Source organism: Stappia stellulata (genome assembly GCF_020176715.1).
Taxonomy (GTDB): domain Bacteria; phylum Pseudomonadota; class Alphaproteobacteria; order Rhizobiales; family Stappiaceae; genus Stappia.
The window spans coordinates 101167-119126 of record NZ_JAIVMF010000009.1 but is presented as its reverse complement, the minus strand read 5'-3'; the positions used below and the strand labels follow the sequence as shown (position 1 = coordinate 119126).

Annotated in this window: 20 protein-coding genes; 9 read left to right on the top strand and 11 right to left on the bottom strand. The window is 68.0% G+C overall.

Going from position 1 to position 17960, the window contains the following annotated elements:
- Positions 1-4: 4 nt before the first annotated feature.
- The 4 genes from LC092_RS12600 to murA form a co-directional block, all read right to left on the bottom strand.
- Entirely contained in the window at positions 5-1057 is a 1053-nt protein-coding gene (locus LC092_RS12600) for an SIS domain-containing protein (RefSeq protein WP_224806888.1), read from the bottom strand.
- Positions 1057-1833 (bottom strand): GntR family transcriptional regulator, encoded by a 777-nt coding sequence (locus LC092_RS12595; RefSeq protein ID WP_224806887.1) that lies wholly within the window; start codon positions 1831-1833, stop codon positions 1057-1059. Before LC092_RS12595 ends, LC092_RS12600 begins: the two co-directional genes overlap by 1 nt.
- Before the next feature lie 95 nt (positions 1834-1928).
- The gene (locus LC092_RS12590) at positions 1929-2816 is read right to left on the bottom strand and encodes a BadF/BadG/BcrA/BcrD ATPase family protein (protein ID WP_224806886.1); all 888 of its coding nucleotides are present in this window, start codon (positions 2814-2816) and stop codon (positions 1929-1931) included.
- Positions 2813-4072: a UDP-N-acetylglucosamine 1-carboxyvinyltransferase gene (murA, locus tag LC092_RS12585; RefSeq protein WP_224806885.1), complete on the bottom strand. Its 1260-nt coding sequence runs from the start codon at positions 4070-4072 to the stop codon at positions 2813-2815. Before murA ends, LC092_RS12590 begins: the two co-directional genes overlap by 4 nt.
- Before the next feature lie 231 nt (positions 4073-4303).
- On the opposite strand from murA, the gene LC092_RS12580 reads away from it, so the two are divergent.
- The 8 genes from LC092_RS12580 to ptsN all read left to right on the top strand — a co-directional run bounded on the left by LC092_RS12580 (position 4304) and on the right by ptsN (position 11479).
- On the top strand, positions 4304-5227 hold the full coding sequence (locus tag LC092_RS12580; protein ID WP_224806884.1) for an N-acetylmuramic acid 6-phosphate etherase: 924 nt from the start codon (positions 4304-4306) through the stop codon (positions 5225-5227).
- Positions 5228-5290: 63 nt separating this feature from the next.
- Positions 5291-5926: a ribonuclease D gene (locus LC092_RS12575; protein ID WP_224806883.1), complete on the top strand. Its 636-nt coding sequence runs from the start codon at positions 5291-5293 to the stop codon at positions 5924-5926.
- A 122-nt stretch (positions 5927-6048) separates the two neighbouring features.
- Positions 6049-6771: an LPS export ABC transporter periplasmic protein LptC gene (lptC, locus tag LC092_RS12570; RefSeq protein WP_224806882.1), complete on the top strand. Its 723-nt coding sequence runs from the start codon at positions 6049-6051 to the stop codon at positions 6769-6771.
- On the top strand, positions 6768-7328 hold the full coding sequence (gene lptA, locus LC092_RS12565) for a lipopolysaccharide transport periplasmic protein LptA (protein ID WP_224806881.1): 561 nt from the start codon (positions 6768-6770) through the stop codon (positions 7326-7328). The genes lptC and lptA overlap by 4 nt, the downstream gene beginning before the upstream one ends.
- 163 nt (positions 7329-7491) lie before the next feature.
- The gene (gene lptB, locus LC092_RS12560; protein ID WP_224806880.1) at positions 7492-8274 is read left to right on the top strand and encodes an LPS export ABC transporter ATP-binding protein; all 783 of its coding nucleotides are present in this window, start codon (positions 7492-7494) and stop codon (positions 8272-8274) included.
- A 119-nt stretch (positions 8275-8393) separates the two neighbouring features.
- Positions 8394-9962: an RNA polymerase factor sigma-54 gene (gene rpoN, locus LC092_RS12555; protein ID WP_224806879.1), complete on the top strand. Its 1569-nt coding sequence runs from the start codon at positions 8394-8396 to the stop codon at positions 9960-9962.
- A gap of 397 nt (positions 9963-10359) precedes the next feature.
- A complete protein-coding gene (gene hpf / locus LC092_RS12550) occupies positions 10360-10935 on the top strand; it encodes a ribosome hibernation-promoting factor, HPF/YfiA family (RefSeq protein WP_224806878.1) in 576 nt (191 codons plus the stop codon).
- A 79-nt stretch (positions 10936-11014) separates the two neighbouring features.
- Positions 11015-11479 carry a PTS IIA-like nitrogen regulatory protein PtsN gene (gene ptsN, locus LC092_RS12545; protein WP_224806877.1) on the top strand — a complete coding sequence of 155 codons (465 nt, stop codon included), beginning with the start codon at positions 11015-11017 and terminating at the stop codon, positions 11477-11479.
- A gap of 96 nt (positions 11480-11575) precedes the next feature.
- Here the strand turns inward: ptsN and LC092_RS12540 are convergent, their stop codons facing one another.
- Both LC092_RS12540 and LC092_RS12535 read right to left on the bottom strand, forming a co-directional pair.
- A complete protein-coding gene (locus tag LC092_RS12540; RefSeq protein ID WP_224806876.1) occupies positions 11576-11827 on the bottom strand; it encodes a DUF1150 family protein in 252 nt (83 codons plus the stop codon).
- 115 nt (positions 11828-11942) lie between these two features.
- Positions 11943-12371: an Hsp20 family protein gene (locus tag LC092_RS12535; protein WP_224806875.1), complete on the bottom strand. Its 429-nt coding sequence runs from the start codon at positions 12369-12371 to the stop codon at positions 11943-11945.
- A 260-nt stretch (positions 12372-12631) separates the two neighbouring features.
- Between LC092_RS12535 and LC092_RS12530 the strand changes: the two genes are divergently transcribed.
- Complete coding sequence (locus LC092_RS12530) at positions 12632-13828, top strand: cation:proton antiporter (RefSeq protein WP_224806874.1); 1197 nt, start codon at positions 12632-12634, stop codon at positions 13826-13828.
- Here the strand turns inward: LC092_RS12530 and modC are convergent.
- From modC to LC092_RS12505, 5 genes are all read right to left on the bottom strand, one after another.
- Positions 13825-14940 (bottom strand): molybdenum ABC transporter ATP-binding protein, encoded by a 1116-nt coding sequence (gene modC, locus LC092_RS12525; protein ID WP_224806873.1) that lies wholly within the window; start codon positions 14938-14940, stop codon positions 13825-13827. The two genes, LC092_RS12530 and modC, sit on opposite strands and share 4 nt — an antisense overlap.
- Positions 14937-15632 (bottom strand): molybdate ABC transporter permease subunit, encoded by a 696-nt coding sequence (gene modB / locus LC092_RS12520; RefSeq protein ID WP_224806872.1) that lies wholly within the window; start codon positions 15630-15632, stop codon positions 14937-14939. The genes modC and modB overlap by 4 nt, the downstream gene beginning before the upstream one ends.
- Before the next feature lie 35 nt (positions 15633-15667).
- Positions 15668-16456, bottom strand: coding sequence for a molybdate ABC transporter substrate-binding protein (gene modA / locus LC092_RS12515; RefSeq protein ID WP_224806871.1), 789 nt, complete (start codon positions 16454-16456; stop codon positions 15668-15670).
- Positions 16457-16528: 72 nt separating this feature from the next.
- Positions 16529-16909, bottom strand: coding sequence for a winged helix-turn-helix domain-containing protein (locus LC092_RS12510; RefSeq protein WP_224806870.1), 381 nt, complete (start codon positions 16907-16909; stop codon positions 16529-16531).
- Between the two features lie 52 nt (positions 16910-16961).
- Positions 16962-17909 carry a LysR family transcriptional regulator gene (locus tag LC092_RS12505; RefSeq protein ID WP_224806869.1) on the bottom strand — a complete coding sequence of 316 codons (948 nt, stop codon included), beginning with the start codon at positions 17907-17909 and terminating at the stop codon, positions 16962-16964.
- Positions 17910-17960 lie beyond the last annotated feature (51 nt).

The following is a 17960-nucleotide window of genomic DNA, read 5'->3' as shown; positions in this document are numbered from 1 at the left end:
CCCGTCATAGTGTTTCCGTGACCTTTTTCAGCAGTTGCGGCGCATCCGGGTCGAAGCCGAGCGCGCCGGCAAGATGTTCGACAAAGCGGTAGAACGAGGTGATCTGGCACAGCGGATCGAGCAGGGGATCGGGTGCGGCGACGCAGGGCAGCGGGGCGATCGCCTGGCGCTCGGCTTGCACCTCGCCAAGCGGATCGGCGACGAAGACGCGCGCGCCGGAGGCGGCAAGCCTTGCCACCGCGTCCAGAAGCCCGGCGCGCGCTTCGTCGCGACTTAGAAAGACAAGCGCGACGAGGCCGTTGGCGGCCAGCTGGATCGGTCCGTGCATCACCTCGGCGGAACTGTAGCTTTCCGCATGGATCTGGCAGGTTTCCTTGAACTTCAGCGCTGCCTCCTGGGCAATCGCGAAGCCCGGACCGCGGCCGATCACATAGATCGAGCGGGCATGGCAGGCGGCGGGAACCAGCGCCGACCAGTCGCAGGAAAGCGCCTCGCCGAGCCGGTCCGGCGTGGCGGAAAGGGCCGTTTCCAGCGCCTGGCTTTGCGTCCAGGCGCCGACGAGCCCGGCCATCGCCGACAGCGAACACACGTAGGACTTGGAGGCGGCGACCGCCTGCTCCGGGCCGGCGCCGATGTCGATGGCGAGATCCGCGCCCTGCGAAAGCGGCGAGGGGACGGTGTTCACCAGCGCAAGGGTCAGCGCGCCGGCGTGGCGGGCCATGTCCTGAAACGCGGTGAGATCCGGGCTGCGCCCCGATTGCGAGACGCTGAGGCAGGCCGCGCCGCCGAGGTGCAGGGTCCGTTTGTAGACCGAGGAGATCGACGGGCCGATGGAGGCGACGGGGCGCCCGGCCGTCATCTCGCTGAGATACTTGAAATAGGTTGCGGCATGATCGGAGGAGCCCCGCGCCACGGTGACCAGCATCTGCGGGTCGTGGCGCCTCAAGGCGGCGCCGGCCTGCGCGAAGTCGTCCCGGCGCTGCGCGACCTGTGCTGCGACCCGGTCCGGGATCTCGCCGGTTTCCTGTCTCAGCCGGGTGGTGGCGGTGCCTGTCATCACATGTCCATCTGCGGTCTGGGAAGCGTCAGCTCGACGACGAAGTCGTAGCGGTCGCCCTTGTAGTAGGAGCGGGTGAATTCCACCGTCCGGCCGGAGCCGGTGCGCGACAGGCGCTCGATGTAGAGCGCGGTCTCGCCTTCCTTGCCGCCGAGAAGCTCCGCCTCGAAGGCGGGCAGGCGGCAGGCGTGCATGCGTTGCAAGGCCTTTTCCGGCAGGGCTCCGGCGGCGGCGAGCGCCTCGTAGAGCGAATCGCCGATCCGGTCGATCGAGGGCAGCAGGCTGGCCGGGACGACCGCAAGCTCCACCGCCAGCGGCAGGTCGTCGGCGAGCCTGAGCCGGTGCAGGCGCAGCACCTTCTCGCCCGGGGACAGGCCGAGGGTCATCGCCTCCTGGGTAGAAGGCAGGGCGTAGCTGCGCTGCAGCCAGCGGGCGGAGGGCACATGTCCGAGCGACACCATGTCCTCGCTGAAGCCGGTCAGGACGCCGAGCGACTGTTCGATGCGCCCCGGCTCCTCGCTGACATAAGTGCCCGATCCGTGCCTCTGGTGCAGCAGCCCCTCGCGCACCAGCAGTTCCAGCGCCTTGCGGATGGTGACGCGCGACAGGCTGGTCGCCGTGACGATGGAGCGTTCCGACGGCAGCGCATCGCCCGGTTTCAGCGAGCCGTTGCGGATCATGTCGCGCAGGCGGTTGGCAAGCTGGATGTAGCGCGGCGTCGGGTTGCTGGTGTCGATCGGCTCCTGATCGAGAAACAGGCTTTCAGTGGCGCTCATTTTCTTTTTCCGTGTTTCTTGTGAGGCGTGAACCCCGGTCTTGCGCCGGGCGGTCGGGTTCGGGATGGGAATGAGGAGATCATGGCGACATCCGGCTAGCAGCGCTGCAGATCGAGCGGTCTTCGTCCCGCCAGGATCGCGGCGCCGTCGAGTGCGTCGCCGAGCGGCGGACTGAGCTTTTTTCGAAGATCCGGCGCCAGCCAGCTTTCCATGACGCTGCCCAGGCCGCCGATCAGCGTCAGGCGCGGCGCGCCCCTGTCGCGCAGCGCGCGGCAGATGCCGTCGATCTTGGCCGCGGCATCCTGCATGAGGCGGCGCGCGGCCGTGTCGCCTTCGTCCGCATGGCGCACCACTGCGGGGGCGAAGGTGGCGTAGTCGGTCGCCGTCGCCTTGTCCATCCAGGCGACAACTTCGCGCGGATCGCGGCCGAAATGCACGAGGATCTCGTTGAGAAGTGCCGTCGGTTCGGCGCGTCCGTCATGGGCGAGCATCGCGAGGCGGATCGCCCGGAGGCCGAGATAGGCACCGCTCCCCTCGTCGGAGATCGGAAAGCCGTAGCCGCCGATCTTGATGTCCGCTCCCGCAACCCGCGCGATGCCGCAACTGCCGGTGCCGACGATCACGATGCCGCCGTCGCCGCCATTATGCGCGCCGAGGCAGGCGATCGTCCCGTCGCTGGCAAAGACGATGGAGGCGAAGGGATGCGGCTTCGCCTGAAGCGCCTCCAGCGCACCGGCGCGCGACAGGCCGGCAACGCCGACCCCGGCCCGGATCGGCTGCGCATGCGGATCGGAAATGCCGGCCTCTGCGAGCGCGTTGGAAAAGGCGGTCTCGATGGCGGCCCAGGAGGCGTCAATGCCGAAACGGGTGGCGGCGGGGCCGGCAAGCCCGCGGCCCAGGATGGTGCCGTCGGCCTGCTCCAGCCGGGCGCGGCAGCCCGTGCCGCCGCCGTCGACGGAAAGGTACAGCGCGTCCTGCGTCATTGCCGCACCCGCTCGATATGGGCGCCGCAGCGCGTCAGCTTGCCGTCGATGTCCTCATAGCCGCGGTCGAGGTGATAGACCCGGTGCACCACCGTCTCCCCCTCCGCCACCAGCCCGGCAAGGACCAGCGACATGGAGGCCCTGAGGTCGGTGGCCATCACCTCCGCGCCCTGCAGCCGCGGCACGCCGCGCACCGTGGCGGCGGCGCCGGACAGGGTGATGTCGGCGCCCATGCGCTGCAATTCCGGCACATGCATGAAGCGCTGTTCGAAGATCCGCTCGCGGATGACCGAGACGCCGTCCGCCAGGCACATCAGCGTCATGAATTGCGCCTGCAGGTCGGTCGGAAATCCGGGAAAGGCCTCGGTCGCCATGTCGACGCTGTGCAGCGCGCCGCGCCGCTCGGCGATCAGCCCGCGGTCGCTTGGAAAGATCGACAGGCCCGCGGCTTCAAGCAGGTGGCAGGCCGCGCCCAGATGCTCCAGCCGCCCGCCGATCACCTCGAGGCGCCCGCCGGTCAGGCCGGCGGCGACCAGATAGCTCGCCGCCTCGATGCGGTCGGGCAGGATCGTGTGATGCGCCGCGCGCCAACTCGTCGGCCCCTGTACCAGCATGCGGTGCGTGCCGGCCCCCTCGATGGTCGCGCCCATGGCGGTCAGGAAGGCGGCTGTGTCGGCGATTTCCGGCTCGCGCGCGCAATTGACGATCTCGCTCTCGCCGCTGGCGCTCGCCGCCGCCATCATCGCCGTGTGGGTCGCCCCCACGGAGGGGGCGGGAAAGACGATGCGCTCGCCCCTGAGGCCGCCGTGCGCGGTCACGTCGATGACCCCGCCCTCGGTGCGCACCTCGGCGCCGAGCTGCTGCAATGCCTCCAGATGCAGGTCGACCGGGCGGGTGCCGATGGCGCAGCCGCCGGGCCGCGAGATCCGGGCATGGCCGAACCGCCCGACCAGCGGCGCCAGCACCAGGAAGGAGGCGCGCATGCGCCGCACGATGTCATAGGTGGTCTCGGAGCTGACGACATCTGCCGTGGAGAGCGAAAGCCGGCCGTTGCGCAAGGGGCCGGCCTCCGCGCCAAGACCGCGCAAGAGCTCCAGCATCGACATCACATCGGACACATGGGGCACATTGGCGAGCGACACTTGCGCGCCGCCGAGCAGCGAGGCGGCGAGGATGGGCAGCGCGGCGTTCTTCGCGCCGGCGATCTGCACCGAGCCCGAAAACGGGTGTCCGCCCTGGATAACGAGCTTGTCCATCGGCACGTCCGTCGGTCTGTGTGGCGATCCCGGCTCAATAAAGCCAATTATCGTCCACTTTGCGTCGTCATGGCAAGGTTCGCGCCGCCGCGCAGGCCAAAGCTGTGGCTTTTGAGTGCACGGGCTGGTGGAAAGGCAAAGTTGTTTCGCGCGGGTCCTTGAAAGACGCCTGTGAAGATTGGTAGTATTCTGGTCTGTATAACAGACTGGGAATTCGGGAGTCCACGATCAATGGAAGCCTCTGGGGCGCAGCGCCCGCAAACGGAAGCGCTCGGTGCCGCGTTCCGCAATCTTGAAGACCTCGCGCTCGGCGACCTCGCTGCCGCGCTCGTGGACAGCCAGGCCGGCGCGCTCGTCGCCATGCGCAAGGCGCTGCCCGACCTGGAGCGCGCGATTGCCGCGGCCCTCGCCGTGTTGCGGGCGCCGGACTCCCGCCTGATCTATTGCGGCGCCGGCACCTCGGGCCGCGTCGCCCTGCTCGACGCGGTCGAGCTGCATCCCACCTTCAACTGGCCGAACGAGCGGGTGCATGTCCTCCTGGCCGGCGGCGTGCAGAGCCTGGGCGAGGCGCAGGAAGGCGCGGAGGACGACGCCGCCGCGGCCGCGCGCGAACTCGCCGCTCTCGACGTGAGTGCGCGCGATGTCGTGATCGGGCTGGCCGCGAGCGGAACCACGCCCTTCGTTTTGCAGGCGATGGCCACCGCGCGTGCGGCCGGCGCCACCACCATCGGCATCGCCAACAATCCAGGCGCGCCGCTGCTGGAGGCGGCCGACTGTCCGGTCCTGCTCGACACCGGGCCGGAGGCGCTCGCCGGCTCGACGCGGCTCACCGCCGGCACCAGCCAGAAGATCTGCCTCAACACGTTTTCCACCGCGGTGATGATGCGTCTGGGGCGCGTCTACGGCGGGCATATGGTCGACATGCGTGCGACCAATGCCAAGCTGCGCAAGCGGGCACGCGCGATCGTCGCCGATATCGCCGGCTGCGACGAGGCCGCGGCCCGCGCTGCACTTCAGGCCTGCGACCAGAACGTCAAGCAGGCTATCCTGGTGTTGAAGGGAGCAACGCCGGAGGCGGCGGCGCGGCTGCTGGAAACGGCGTCCGGCGATCTCCGCGCGGCGGTCAAGGCGCTTGAGGCCGGCGCCTCCTCGTGAGGCGCCATGGACGCGGGCGGCAAAGGGTTTTATCAAGGCGGCGTTCAGAACCGAGGATGCCCCATGACCATTCGCCTTCATCGCGGTGACCTGCCCGACCTCGCGTCGCCGGAGCTTTCCGCCTATCAGGCCGCGGACGCGGTTGCGATCGACACCGAAACCCTCGGCCTGAAGCCGCATCGCGACCGGCTGTGCGTGGTCCAGCTGTCGCCCGGCGACGGCACGGCGGATGTGGTGCAGATCGCCGCCGGCCAGCGCAGCGCGCCGAACCTGGAGCGGCTTCTCGCCGATCCGTCCAAGCACAAGCTCTTCCATTTCGCGCGCTTCGACGTGGCCGTTCTGGAAAACGCGCTGGGCATTTCCTGTGCGCCGGTGTGGTGCACCAAGATCGCCTCGCGGCTGGTGCGCACCTACACCGACCGGCACGGCCTGAAGGACCTGCTGCGCGAGATGCTGGGCGTCGAGATCTCCAAGCAGCAGCAAAGCTCCGACTGGGCGGCGGAAACCCTCAGCGAGGCGCAGCTCGCCTATGCCGCCTCCGATGTGCTCTACCTGCATGGCCTGCGCGAGAAGCTCCAGGAGCGGCTCGTGCGCGAGGACCGCACGGCGATTGCCGAGGCCTGTTTCGCCTTCCTGCCGACCCGGGCCCGCCTCGACCTTGCCGGCTGGGACGACACCGACATTTTTGCCCACAGCTAGGAAGCGACGGGCGCGTTTGCGCGCCATGGCTGACGCAACGGGCAGACAAGCGGGACCGAAGCGCCTATATCATGCGCAAGGGCCGCGCTTGACGGGCGTGGCGGTTCCGGATTCGGGCTTGCATGGATCAAGAGGCTTTTGCCCATCGTCATCCGCAGGCCGGGGGGATCCCCGGCGAGGCGGATCAGGTGTCCGGCACGGACCGGGCGGCGGAGGCCGGGCGTACGCCCGGCGTTCGTGCTGCCGCGCGCGCGGCGTCGCGCCGCCATTCGCGCCGGGTGCGCATCATGCGCATCCTGGTGCCGGCAAGCGGGCTTGTGCTGCTTCTGGTGATCGCCGGCATGATCGGGGTAAGCAACTACCTGAGCGGGCTGGGCCTCGGCACGGTGAGTTTCACCGCCGACGGGCTTGTCATGGACAGTCCGGAACTGTCCGGCAACGACGGTGATCGCTCCTACCGCGTGTCGGCCAAGCGCGCGATCCAGCGCATCAGCGATCCGCGCATCATCGACCTCGAGACCATCGTGGCGGACTTGCGGATTTCCGCCGACCAGTCGCTGGAGATCACGGCGACGCGCGGCACCTACAACAGCGCGGAAGAAACGCTGCTCCTGGCCGACGGGATCGATGTGGTGACCAACGACGGCGAGACGGCAACCTTCGGGACGCTCGATATCGCGCTTAAAACCGGCACAATTCGCAGCGATGATCCGGTCGAGCTCACGTCTTCCTTCGGCGCGCTGCGCGCCGGGCGCATGCAGTTCGACCAGGACAACGGCACCTTGACCTTCACGCAGGGAATCCAGATGACCATCCAGCCGCCTCAATCGGAGACGACCCAATGACAGACCTCCGGCCCCTGACCCGCCGCCTTGCGATCGGTTTCGCCGCGCTCATCCTCGGCGCCGCCAGTCCCGCTGCGGCTCAGACCTTTTCCGATGCCTTCGCCGGCTTCGGCTCCAACGACCGCGAACCGATCCAGATCGAGGCCAAGGAGCTCCAGGTCCAGGACAAGAGCCAGAGCGCCGTCTTTAGCGGCGACGTCGTCGTCACCCAGGGCGATGCGGTTCTCAAGACCCAGCGGCTCGTCGTCTATTACGACGGATCGGCCGCCGGCGGCGTCAACCAGCGCATTGCCCGGCTGGAAGCGAGCGGCCGCGTGCTGATCGCCTCCAAGGACCAGAAGGCGACCGGCCAGAACGCCTCCTTCGACATGAACCGGCAGATGATGGTGATGACCGGCAAGGAGGTCGTGCTGTCGCAGGGGCCGAATGTCGTCACCGGCAATCGGCTGACGGTCAATCTCAAGACCGGCCAGGCGGATCTCGAGGCGCCCAAGAACGGCCGCGTGCGGGTGCTGATCCAGCCCAACAGCATCAACAACCAGGCGCCGCGGAACTGATCAACTCTCGACAGCGCCCCTGCCGCTGCGTATTTCTGACGAGCGGGGGCTGTCGGCCGCGCAATCGCGCCTGCGGGCGCAGCGGTTGCGGGACCCGGTGGCGCATGTCGGTCCGTGTCGCCTTTCATCTGCGCGCAATGGGTATGTCGTGAAGCTCTTTTCCTTGTTCAATTCGCCTTCCGCCGCGACGTCCGCTGCAAGCGGGCATGCGCCCGGAGCCGAGGACGGCCTGCTCGTCGTCGATGGCATCGGCAAGAGCTACAAGCGCCGCCAGGTGGTGCGCCACGTCGGCCTCACGGTGCAGCGCGGCGAGGCCGTCGGCCTGCTCGGCCCCAATGGCGCGGGCAAGACGACCTGCTTCTACATGATCACCGGACTGATCCAGCCCGACCACGGCACGATCCGGCTCGACGGCTTCGACATCACCCGCTTGCCGATGTATCGCCGCGCACGGCTCGGCATCGGCTATCTGCCGCAGGAAGCCTCGATCTTCCGCGGCCTGTCGGTGGAGGACAACATCCGCGCCGTGCTGGAGGTGGTCGAGCCCGACCGCCGGCAGCGGGCGGAGGATCTGGAATCGCTTCTCGACGAGTTCGGCGTGACCCATTTGCGCAAGTCTCCGGCGATCGCGCTTTCGGGCGGCGAGCGGCGGCGTGTGGAAATCGCCCGGGCACTGGCCAGCCGGCCCACCTTCATGCTGCTCGACGAACCCTTTGCCGGCATCGATCCGATTGCCGTCGGAGACATCCAGCAGTTGGTCCGGCACCTGACCCAGCGCGGCATCGGCGTGCTGATCACCGACCACAACGTGCGCGAAACGCTGGGTCTGATCGACCGCGCCTATATCATCGCCGCCGGCGAAGTGCTCACCGAAGGCTCGCCCTACGAGATCGTCGCCAACCCGGATGTGCGCCGTCTCTATCTCGGTGAGCAGTTTACGCTTTGATGCGACTCCCTCGATAAGTTACAAAGCAAGAAGCGGACCAACCGGGACGCAGCCCGTCCCGGTGCCGGCCTCGCCCCTGTGCGAGGGTTTTGTTCCTGTAACGGATACCGGGGATCTGAATGGCCCTGTCGCCGAAGCTAGAGATCCGTCAGGGCCAGTCCCTGATCATGACGCCGCAACTGATGCAGGCGATCAAGCTTCTGCAGATGTCGAGCCTCGACCTGACGAGCTACGTCGAGGCGGAAATGGAACGCAATCCCCTGCTGGAGCGCGTCGAGGGCGACGGGCCTGCGTCCGACAGTCCCGGCGGCGACGCGCCGGAGGCCGGAGAGGCCGGAGGCGACCGTGGCGAGTCTGGCGGCGACGACGGCGAGTGGATCCGCTCCGAGCTGTCCGACAGCGCGCAGGAGATCGCCGGGCGTCTCGATACCGATCTCGGCAATGTCTATCCCGACGATCCCGGAACGCGGACCGGTCCCGAAGCTGGCGCTAGCGCCGGCGAGGGACTGCAGCGCGACCCCTTCCAAAGCGGTCTCGGCGCCTCGCGCGGGTCCGGCGGTGGCGGCGAGGACTACAATCTGGAGGCCTTTGTCGCCTCCGACATGACGCTTCAGCAGCATCTGGCGGACCAGATGGTGCTTGTTCTGTCCGACGAGGTCGACCGGCTGGTCGCCCGCACGCTGATCGACAATCTGGACGAGGCCGGCTACCTGCGCCTCGATCTGGACGAGACGGCGGAGCGCATGGGCCTCGACCGGGCCCGTCTGGACAGGGTGTTGCATGCCCTTCAGAAGCTGGAGCCGACCGGGGTGTTCGCCACCTCGCTCGCCGAATGTCTCAAGCTCCAGCTGATCGACAGGAACCGCTACGATCCGGCGATGGCCCGCCTGATCGAGAACATCGACCTCCTGGCGCGGCACGACTATGCCGGCCTGCGCAGCCTGTGCGGCGTGGACGACGAGGATCTCGCGGAGATGATCGCCGAACTGCGGGCGCTCGATCCCAAGCCCGGCAGCGCCTTCGGCGCGACGCTGATCCAGCCGGTGGTGCCGGACGTGCTGGTGCGCCCGGCCCGCGATGGGGGCTGGTCGGTGGAGCTCAACAGCGACACGTTGCCCCGGGTGCTGGTGAACCAGACCTATTATGCCACCGTCAGCCGGCAGGCGCGCGGCGAGGGCGAGAAGAGCTTCCTCAGCGACTGCCTCCAGACCGCCAACTGGCTGGCCAAGAGCCTCGACCAGCGCGCGCGCACCATCCTCAAGGTCTCCAGCGAGATCGTGCGGCAGCAGGATGCGTTCCTGGCCAAGGGGGTGGAGCACTTGCGGCCCTTGAACCTGCGCACCATCGCCGATGCGATCTCCATGCATGAATCGACCGTGAGCCGGGTGACCTCCAACAAATATATGGCGACCCCGCGCGGCATCTTCGAACTGAAGTACTTCTTCTCCGCATCCATTCCCGCCAGCGGCGGCGGCGATGCCCATTCCGCGGAGGCCGTGCGTCACCGGATCAAGGCGCTGATCGACGCGGAAAGCCCCGATGCGGTCCTCTCCGACGACACCATCGTGAAGGTGCTGCAGGACGACGGCATCGATATCGCGCGGCGGACAGTTGCAAAGTACCGGGAATCCCTGCGTATTCCCTCTTCCGTACAACGGCGTCGCGAAAAACGGGCCAGACCGGCCTAGCGCGGCGCGGCGTACAGGGGTGTCCTCGGGCGTTTGGCCTTCGGGTTTTTGCGCGATGGCGTGACCCTTGCGAACCCGCTAGACTGACCGGCAACGAGGATCAGGACAAAGTCGCGACATGTGTCGCACTCAGGTGGGCGATCATGAAGGTGCTGCGCAATCAGGCGCTTCCACGTGTCGACTCCCGCCGGGCACTGCGCCGGTCCCGACGTCATTTGACTTCGCCATGCCGGGCGCTTATAGAGCCGCCCTCAGGACGTGCGGCCGGTGCAAGACTGGCCGCTGCGCGTCCGGCGCATGCGAAGACGGGCCCATGCCGGGACACAGGGTTCCCGGATGCGCGATGCCGGAAACACCGGCATCAGTTCAGAACTGTCCAGAACAAGAAGAGGTTCCCATGACACTGCGGGTATCCGGCAAGAATGTCGACGTCGGCGATGCGCTCAGGACGCATATCGAGGACCGTGTCGATGAGGCCGTGTCGAAGTATTTCGATGGCGGCTACACCGGGCACGTGACCGTCGGTCGCGAAGGCTCCGGCTTCCGCTCGGAGTGTTTGCTGCATCTCGACACCGGCATCGACCTTCAGGTCTCCGCCGACAGCCAGGACCCGCGTCAGAGCTTCGATGCCGCCGCCGAGCGCATCGAAAAGCGCCTGCGCCGCTACAAGCGCAAATTGAAGGACCATCATGCCCACGCGGCCAATGGCCGCGAAAGCCTCGAGGCAACCTCTTACGTGCTTGCCTCCTACGAGGAAGAAGAAGAGGTTCCGGCCGATTTCTCGCCGCTGGTGGTGGCCGAAACCTCGGCCAGGGTGAAGACAATGACGGTCGGAATGGCCGTCATGCAGCTTGACCTGTCGGAGGCACCTGTGGTGGTGTTCCGCAATGCTGGCAACGGTACGGTGAATGTTGTCTATCGCCGGACGGATGGAAACTACGGGTGGGTTGACCCGGAAAACGCCCCGAAATAGCTGGCGTCAGGCGGTTTCGCGCGCGTTCGCGCGCGAAACCCCGTGCCACGTCCCTCTGCTCAAACCCACGGGTCGAATCATGGATCTTAGCGATCTCATTTCGCCGCAAGCGGTTGTTCCCAGTCTCAAGGCCAACAGTAAGAAGCAGGCTCTGCAGGAGCTTGCGGCCAAGGCTGCGGCCGTTACCGGGCTGCCCGAACGCGACATCTTCGATACGCTGTTGCAGCGTGAGCGCCTCGGCTCCACCGGCGTCGGCAACGGCATTGCCATTCCGCACGGCAAGCTGGTTGCGCTCGACCGTCTCGTCGGCCTGTTCGCGCGTCTCGACCGGCCGATCGATTTCGACGCCCTCGACGACCAGCCGGTCGATCTCGTCTTCGTGCTGCTCGCCCCGGAAGGCGCGGGCGCCGATCATCTCAAGGCGCTGGCGCGCATCGCGCGGCGGATGCGCGATCCCGGCACCGTGGCCAAGCTCAGGGCAAGCGACGACGCCTCTGCGCTCTACACGCTCCTGACGCAGCAAATGGCCTCCAACGCGGCCTGATGGCCGCGCGCCACCGACCCACCTCAAAAAAAAGCGCCCGCCGTTGCCGGCAGGCGCTTTTTCAGTTGCGGGGTTCGGAACAGACACTCCGCGGCTTCAGTGAAGCGCGACCGTATAAAGCTCGTGCTCGGCCGCATTGGCCAGCGCCACTTCCTTGCTGTCGCTCAGCATGATGGGCGTTCCGTCGGCGTTGAGAAGAACCCAGAGTTTCAGTCCCGGTTCCATGTCCGGGGCATCCGGAAACAGGGTCGTGAGATCGTCGGAGGTCATGGCCTTGACGTAGGCGATCTGGCCGGCGCCAAGTGCCTTGAACTCTCCAGGCTGCATGTGTTCGGTATGGTCGCTCATCGCGATCCTCCTTCACCAAAGTGGCCGGCCGGTCGGGCCGCCGGTCCCTGGCCGCGGGGGCGCTGTCGGCACCGTGTCGCGGTGCGTCCTGCGTCCGGGCGCGGATGCGTCGTCGTCAGTCTCGGGCGTCGATTTCGATGCGGCGCACGATACGTTCGGGTTCCGGGCGGGCGAGGTCGATCGAGAGCAGGCCATCCTTGAGGTCCGCGCCGAGGATTTCTATTCCCTCGGCCAGCACGAAGGCGCGCTGGAACTGCCGCGCCGCAATTCCCCGGTGGAGGAACTGGCGGGTCTTGTCGTCTTCCTGGCGTCCCCGGATCACGAGCTGGCTTTCCTCGACGCTGACGTCGAGCTGGTCGCGGGTGAAGCCGGCGACCGCAAGCGTGATACGGATGATTTCGCCGTGTTGTCCGCTCTTCGGCAGGCGCTCGATGTTATACGGCGGATAGCCGTCGTTCGCACCCTTGCTGACCCTGTCGAGAACCCGTTCGATGTCCTCGAAGCCGAGCAGCAGCGGACTGGAAAACGCAGACATGCGCGTCATGTTCATAAGCCCTTTTTCAAAGCGGCCTGTCTGGAGCCGACCCGCACGCCACGGTGATGACGCGTCGGGACGTTTATGCAAACCGGACCCGAGAGTGGCATCCGGCCGGGGCGTCATGCCCCTGTCATGCCTATATATGGCGGGTCGCGCCGCGGGTTTCAAGAAACCGCGTGCAGCCGCCTTGCATATCGCCGCAGCCGCTTGATCGCGCGGCTCGCGCAGATAGGATGCGGCCATCTTTCTGGGAGCGGCCGCGCGTCATGGATATCAGTCTTGTCTTCCTGACCTTCGGGCTACTGGTGCTCGCCGGCATCGGGCTTGATGCCCTTGGCCGGATGACCCGGCTGCCGCGCATCACGCTGCTGGTCCTCTTCGGCATTCTGGTCGGCCCGTCGGGGCTCGACATGCTCCCCGGCGCCACCGACGGCTGGCGGGACGCCACCGCCACGCTGACCCTGACGATGATCGCCTTCCTGCTCGGCGGCGAGCTGTCGCGGCCGCGGCTGAAGGCGCATGGCCGGGCGATCCTGTCGGTGTCGCTCGCGGTCACGGCCGCCTCCTTCGCGGTGATGACGCTGGGTCTGACGGCCATCGGCGTTCCCGTTGCCATGGCCATGCTTCTCGGCGGCATAGCACTTGCCACCGACCCGGCCGCGACCCGTGACGTGGTGCGCTCCGTCCATGCCGACGGACCGGTGACGCGGGTGCTGCACGGCGTGGTCGCCATCGACGACGCCTGGGGCGTGATCGCCTTTTCCATCGTGCTCGGGCTTGTCGGCATCGGGTCGCAGGGTGTGCTGGTCGCGCTGGGCGAAGGGGTCGCGGATGTCGGCGGGGCGATCGCCGTCGGCCTTGCAATCGGCCTGCCGGCGTCGGTCCTCACCGGCCGCATCCAGCCGGGCGAACCGACGTTGGCGGAAGCGCTCGGCCTGGTCCTGGTCTGCGCCGGCGTGTCGATGTGGCTCGATGTCTCCGCCCTGCTGGCGGGCATGACCGCCGGCGTCGTCATCGTCAATCTCGCCAGGCATCACGAGCGGCCGTTCCACGAGATCGAATATGTCAGCTGGCCGTTCCTGATCCTGTTCTTCGTGCTGGCGGGCGCGTCGGTGGATCTTGCAGCCGTCATCGTCGCCGGTCCGCTGGGGATCGCCTTCATCCTGCTCAGGGTCGCCGGGCGCGTCGCCGGCGGGTGGCTCGGCGGGCGGCTTGGAGGATTGACGCCGGCGCAGGCGCGGCTCTTCGGGCTGACGCTGCTGCCGCAGGCCGGCGTCGCGCTCGGCATGGCGCTCGTCGGCGCCAGCGCCCTTCCCGAACATGCCGATGCGATCATCACCGTGACGGTGGCGACGACGGTGGTCTTCGAGCTCTTCGGCCCGCTGGTCACGGCCTTTGTCCTTGCCCGCCTCGGCGAGGCCGGTGCGGCGCCGCCGCAGGAAGATGCCGACGCGTCGCGCTAGGAAGCGCCCGTCTCCTCGCCGCTGGCGATCCAGATATCCTCCGGAGCGATGGCGACCGATTTCAGAATGGCGTAGCAGGCAAGGCCCGGCGCGATCTCCAGCGCGCGGGCCGAGCGCCGGGTGATGCGCGCCAGCAGCCGTTCCCCGCCCGCGTCGAGCTGTACCACCATGCCTGGTCCCTCGCCGGCGCGCACCGCCGCGACCGTCACCTTGAGCACGTTCAAGGCGGAGATGCCCGCCGGCGCCTCGCGCGCCAGGATCACGTCATGGGCGTGAATGCGCACGCGCACCCGGGTGCCTTCTGGAGCGGCAATGCGCGGCAACAGCAGCGGGCCGCCGGGACCGTCCAGCTCGCTCAACCCGTCGTCAGCATGACGGCGGATCACGGCGGAGACCATGGCACCGGCATCGCGGATGCCGAGCGTCGGCACCGCGCGCGGATCGGCCAGAACTTCCGCCGGGCTGCCGACGCGGGTGGTGCGCCCGTCGCTGAGCGAGACGACCGTGGTCGCAAGCCGCGCCACCTCGGTGACCGAGTGGCTGACATAAAGGACCGGAATGTCGGTCTCGTCGCGCAGCCGTTCCAGATAGGGCAGGATCTCGGCCTTGCGGGCGTCGTCGAGGGCGGCAAGCGGCTCGTCCATAAGGAGCAGGCGCGGCGCGCTCAAGAGCGCCCGGCCGATGGCGACGCGCTGCTTCTCGCCACCCGACAGCGTCGCCGGGCGGCGGTCCAGCAAGGCGCCGAGCCCGAGCATGGCGACGACGCGCTCCCGCTCGCCGGGCTCCACCGCGCCGCGCGGGGCGAACCAGCCGCCATAGGCGAGGTTCGCCGACACGCTGAGATGGGGAAACAGCCGGCCTTCCTGGAAGACATAGCCGATGCGACGTTTGTGCGGCGCGAGCCACACGCCGGCGGCGCTGTCGTGGAGGACGGTGTCATTGACCGCGATGCGCGCCGTGTCGGGCCGGATCAGGCCGGCGACGGCGTTGACCAGCGTGGTCTTGCCCGAACCCGAGCGGCCGAACAGCGCCGTGACGCCGGGCGGTGCCTCGAAGGCGACATCGAGCGAAAAGCCGGGAAAGCGATGGGTGACGGCGACGGAGAGGCTCATGTGCCGCGGATCCGTCTGGCAACGAGGCGCGCCACGCCCTCCGAGACGATCAGCGCGGTCATGGCGACGGCGACGGAAATAATCACCAGCCGCAGCGCGGAGGCCTCGCCGCCCGGCACCTGCAGGAAGGCGTAGATCGCCGTCGGCAGGGTCTGTGTCTGGCCGGGAATGTTGGAGACGAAGGTGATCGTCGCGCCGAATTCGCCCATCGCCTTGGCGAAGGCGAGGACGGCGCCGGCAATGATCCCGGGCAGGATCAGCGGCAGGGTGACCGTGGCAAAGACCAGCACGCGCGACGCGCCCAATGTGCCGGCGGCCTGTTCAAGCTTCGGGTCGACCGCCTCGATCGCCAGCCGGATCGCCCTCACCATCAGCGGAAACGCCATGATCGCAGCGGCAAGGGCGGCGCCCGTCCAGCGGAAGGCGAGCACGATGCCGAGCTGTTCCTCAAGAAAAGCGCCGACCGGGCCGCGCCGGCCGAAGGTGACGAGCAGGATGTAGCCGGTCACCACCGGCGGCAGGATCAGCGGCAGATGCACCAGCCCGTTGAGGATCTGCTTTCCCGGGAAGTCGCCACGCGCCAGCACCAGCGCGACGAGGATGCCGAACGGCAGGCTCGCGGCCGTCGCCCACAGCGAGACCTGGAGCGACAGCGCAACGGCAGTCCATTCGTCTGCGGACAGGAACGGCATGCGTGCGTCGTCTCCTCAGGGCGCGCGCCTCAATATCAGGACGCGGGCGAAAATCCGTGCCGTTGGAACACCGCCATTGCGGCCGGTCCGCGCAAGAATGCCAGCAAGGCATCGGCCTGCGGATGGGCGCTCTCGGCGGTTCGGGCCGCAGGATAAAGGATCGGCGGATGCGTGTCGGCTGGAAAGCGCGCGGCAACGCTCACCCGGTCCTCCGCCAGCGCGTCGGTCGCATAGACGATGCCGAAGGGCGCCTCGCCGATGGCGACAAGGGCAAGGGCAGCGCGGACATTGTCGGCCTGCGCCACTTTGGCGGCGACCTTATCCCACAGCCCCAGCGTTTCCAGCGCGGCCTTGCCGTAGATCCCGGCCGGCACCGCGTCGACCAGCGCCATGGCGAGCCGTCCGTCGCCGATGAGGCCGGCAAGGTCGAGATCCGGCGACAGCGTCACCGGCGCGACATCGCGGCCGTGGCCGATCAGGACGATGGCGTTGGTGAGAAGGTCGCGCCGGCTTTCCGCGCGCAGCAGTCCGGCCGCCTCCAGCCGGTCCATCCAGCCCGGATTGGCGGAGATGAAGAGATCGGCCGGCGCCCCGGCCTCGACCTGGCGGGCGAGCGCGGAACTCCCGGCATAGGAGACGACGACCTCCACGCCCGTTTCGTTCCGCCAGAGCGCGGCGACCTCATCCAGCGCCGTCTTCAGGCTGGCGGCGGCAAACACGGTGACGGCCTCGGCCTTTTCCGCGCGGGCGGCACCTGCCGGCAGGAGCGTCACCGCAAGCGCAAGCCACAGGCACGTGAGCGCAGGACGCAAGGGCGTGGGCATGGGAAAGAGACTCCGGACGGGCGGCAAGTCGATATGTCTGACGGAACATATCGCCTCTTGCGACGGTCCCTGTCAATCCGCCTGATCGTCTTGCGGGGCAATCCGGACCAGCCGGCTCAGGCTCTCGACGTCCTCTTTCGCGGCGGTGGCGGCCTTTAGCTGGGCGGAGCGATAATGGGCGAGCACCCGCTCGCCCATCTCCGTGAGCGCGGCTCCACCGCCGCGCGCGCCGCCCCGGCTGCGCGCCACCAGCGGTGCGGCGAAAGCGGCGTTGAGGCTTTCCACCAGCGACCAGGCCCGCTTGTAGCTCATGCCCATGCGGCGGCCGGCCGCCGCGATCGAGCCGGTCTCGGCAATGCCTTCCAGCAGGTCGGCCTTGCCCGGCCCCAGCGCGAAATCTGGGCTGAAGACGAGACGCAACCGCACGCGGGCGGGGGAGGGATCCTGGGTCATGCGGCAAGCCTACTGCAGGGTCGGACAAAGCGGAAACGGGGACGCGCGCCCCTCATCCGGACCCGGTCGCGGCACCATCGCCATCGGCCCCCGCCTGCGCGGCGGGCAGGACCGGATCGTCTCCTACCGCCCTCAGCAGCTCCGCGACAAGGGGATTGGGAAAACGGCGGGCCTGCGTCACCGCATAGAAGGTTTCGCCGAGCGCGGGAAGACGGGTCGCCTCGATCAGCCGGCCGCTGGCCAGTTCACCCTCCACGACGATGGGCGGCACCACGGCAAGGCCCATGTCCTCGCGCGCCAGCAGGCGCATCATCGCCATGTCGTCGACTTCCGCGGCGATTTTCGGACGCAGACCCAGCCGGTCGACAAGCGCGTCGAACCCGGTGCGCACGCTGCTCTCCAGCGGCGGCAGGATCAGCGGGTTGGCGTCGATCAGCCGGGCAAGATCGCCGCCGTGCGGTTCGGTTCGATGCGGCGTGCCGACGAGGCTGACGGGCTGTTCGGCCAGACGATGCGTGATCCAGGGGGTCGCCGCGTCGCGCGCCGGCGGCTGGTTGATCAGGATCACGTCGAGCCGCAGGGCTTCGAGAGCCGCGATCAATTCGCCAAGGCCCGCCGAGCGCAGCACCACCTCCACGTCCTGGCGCGACAACAGCGGCTTCAGGAAGGCGACCTGAAAGTTGCGCGAGAGCGTCGACAGCGCCCCGACGCGAATGACCTGACGCGCCGGTGCGCTGCTTCCAGTCAGCGTCGCCATCAGCTCCGAGCCGGTGGCGAAGATCGCATCCGCATGGTCGAGCGCGATCCGTCCGGCTTCCGTCAGATGCAATTGTTTGCCGCGGCGGGCGAACAGCGCGTGGCCGACCTGTGCCTCCAGCTTCTGGATCTGTGTCGACAGCGCCGATTGCGAGACGTTCAGCCGCTCGGCGGTGCGGGTGAGATTGCCCTCATGCGCCACCGCCCAGAAGTAGCGCAGGTGGTTGTAGTTCAGCGTCGCCATTCGTTCGTTCCTTTTTATAGAACGATAACATCCAGACAATGAATTTAATAG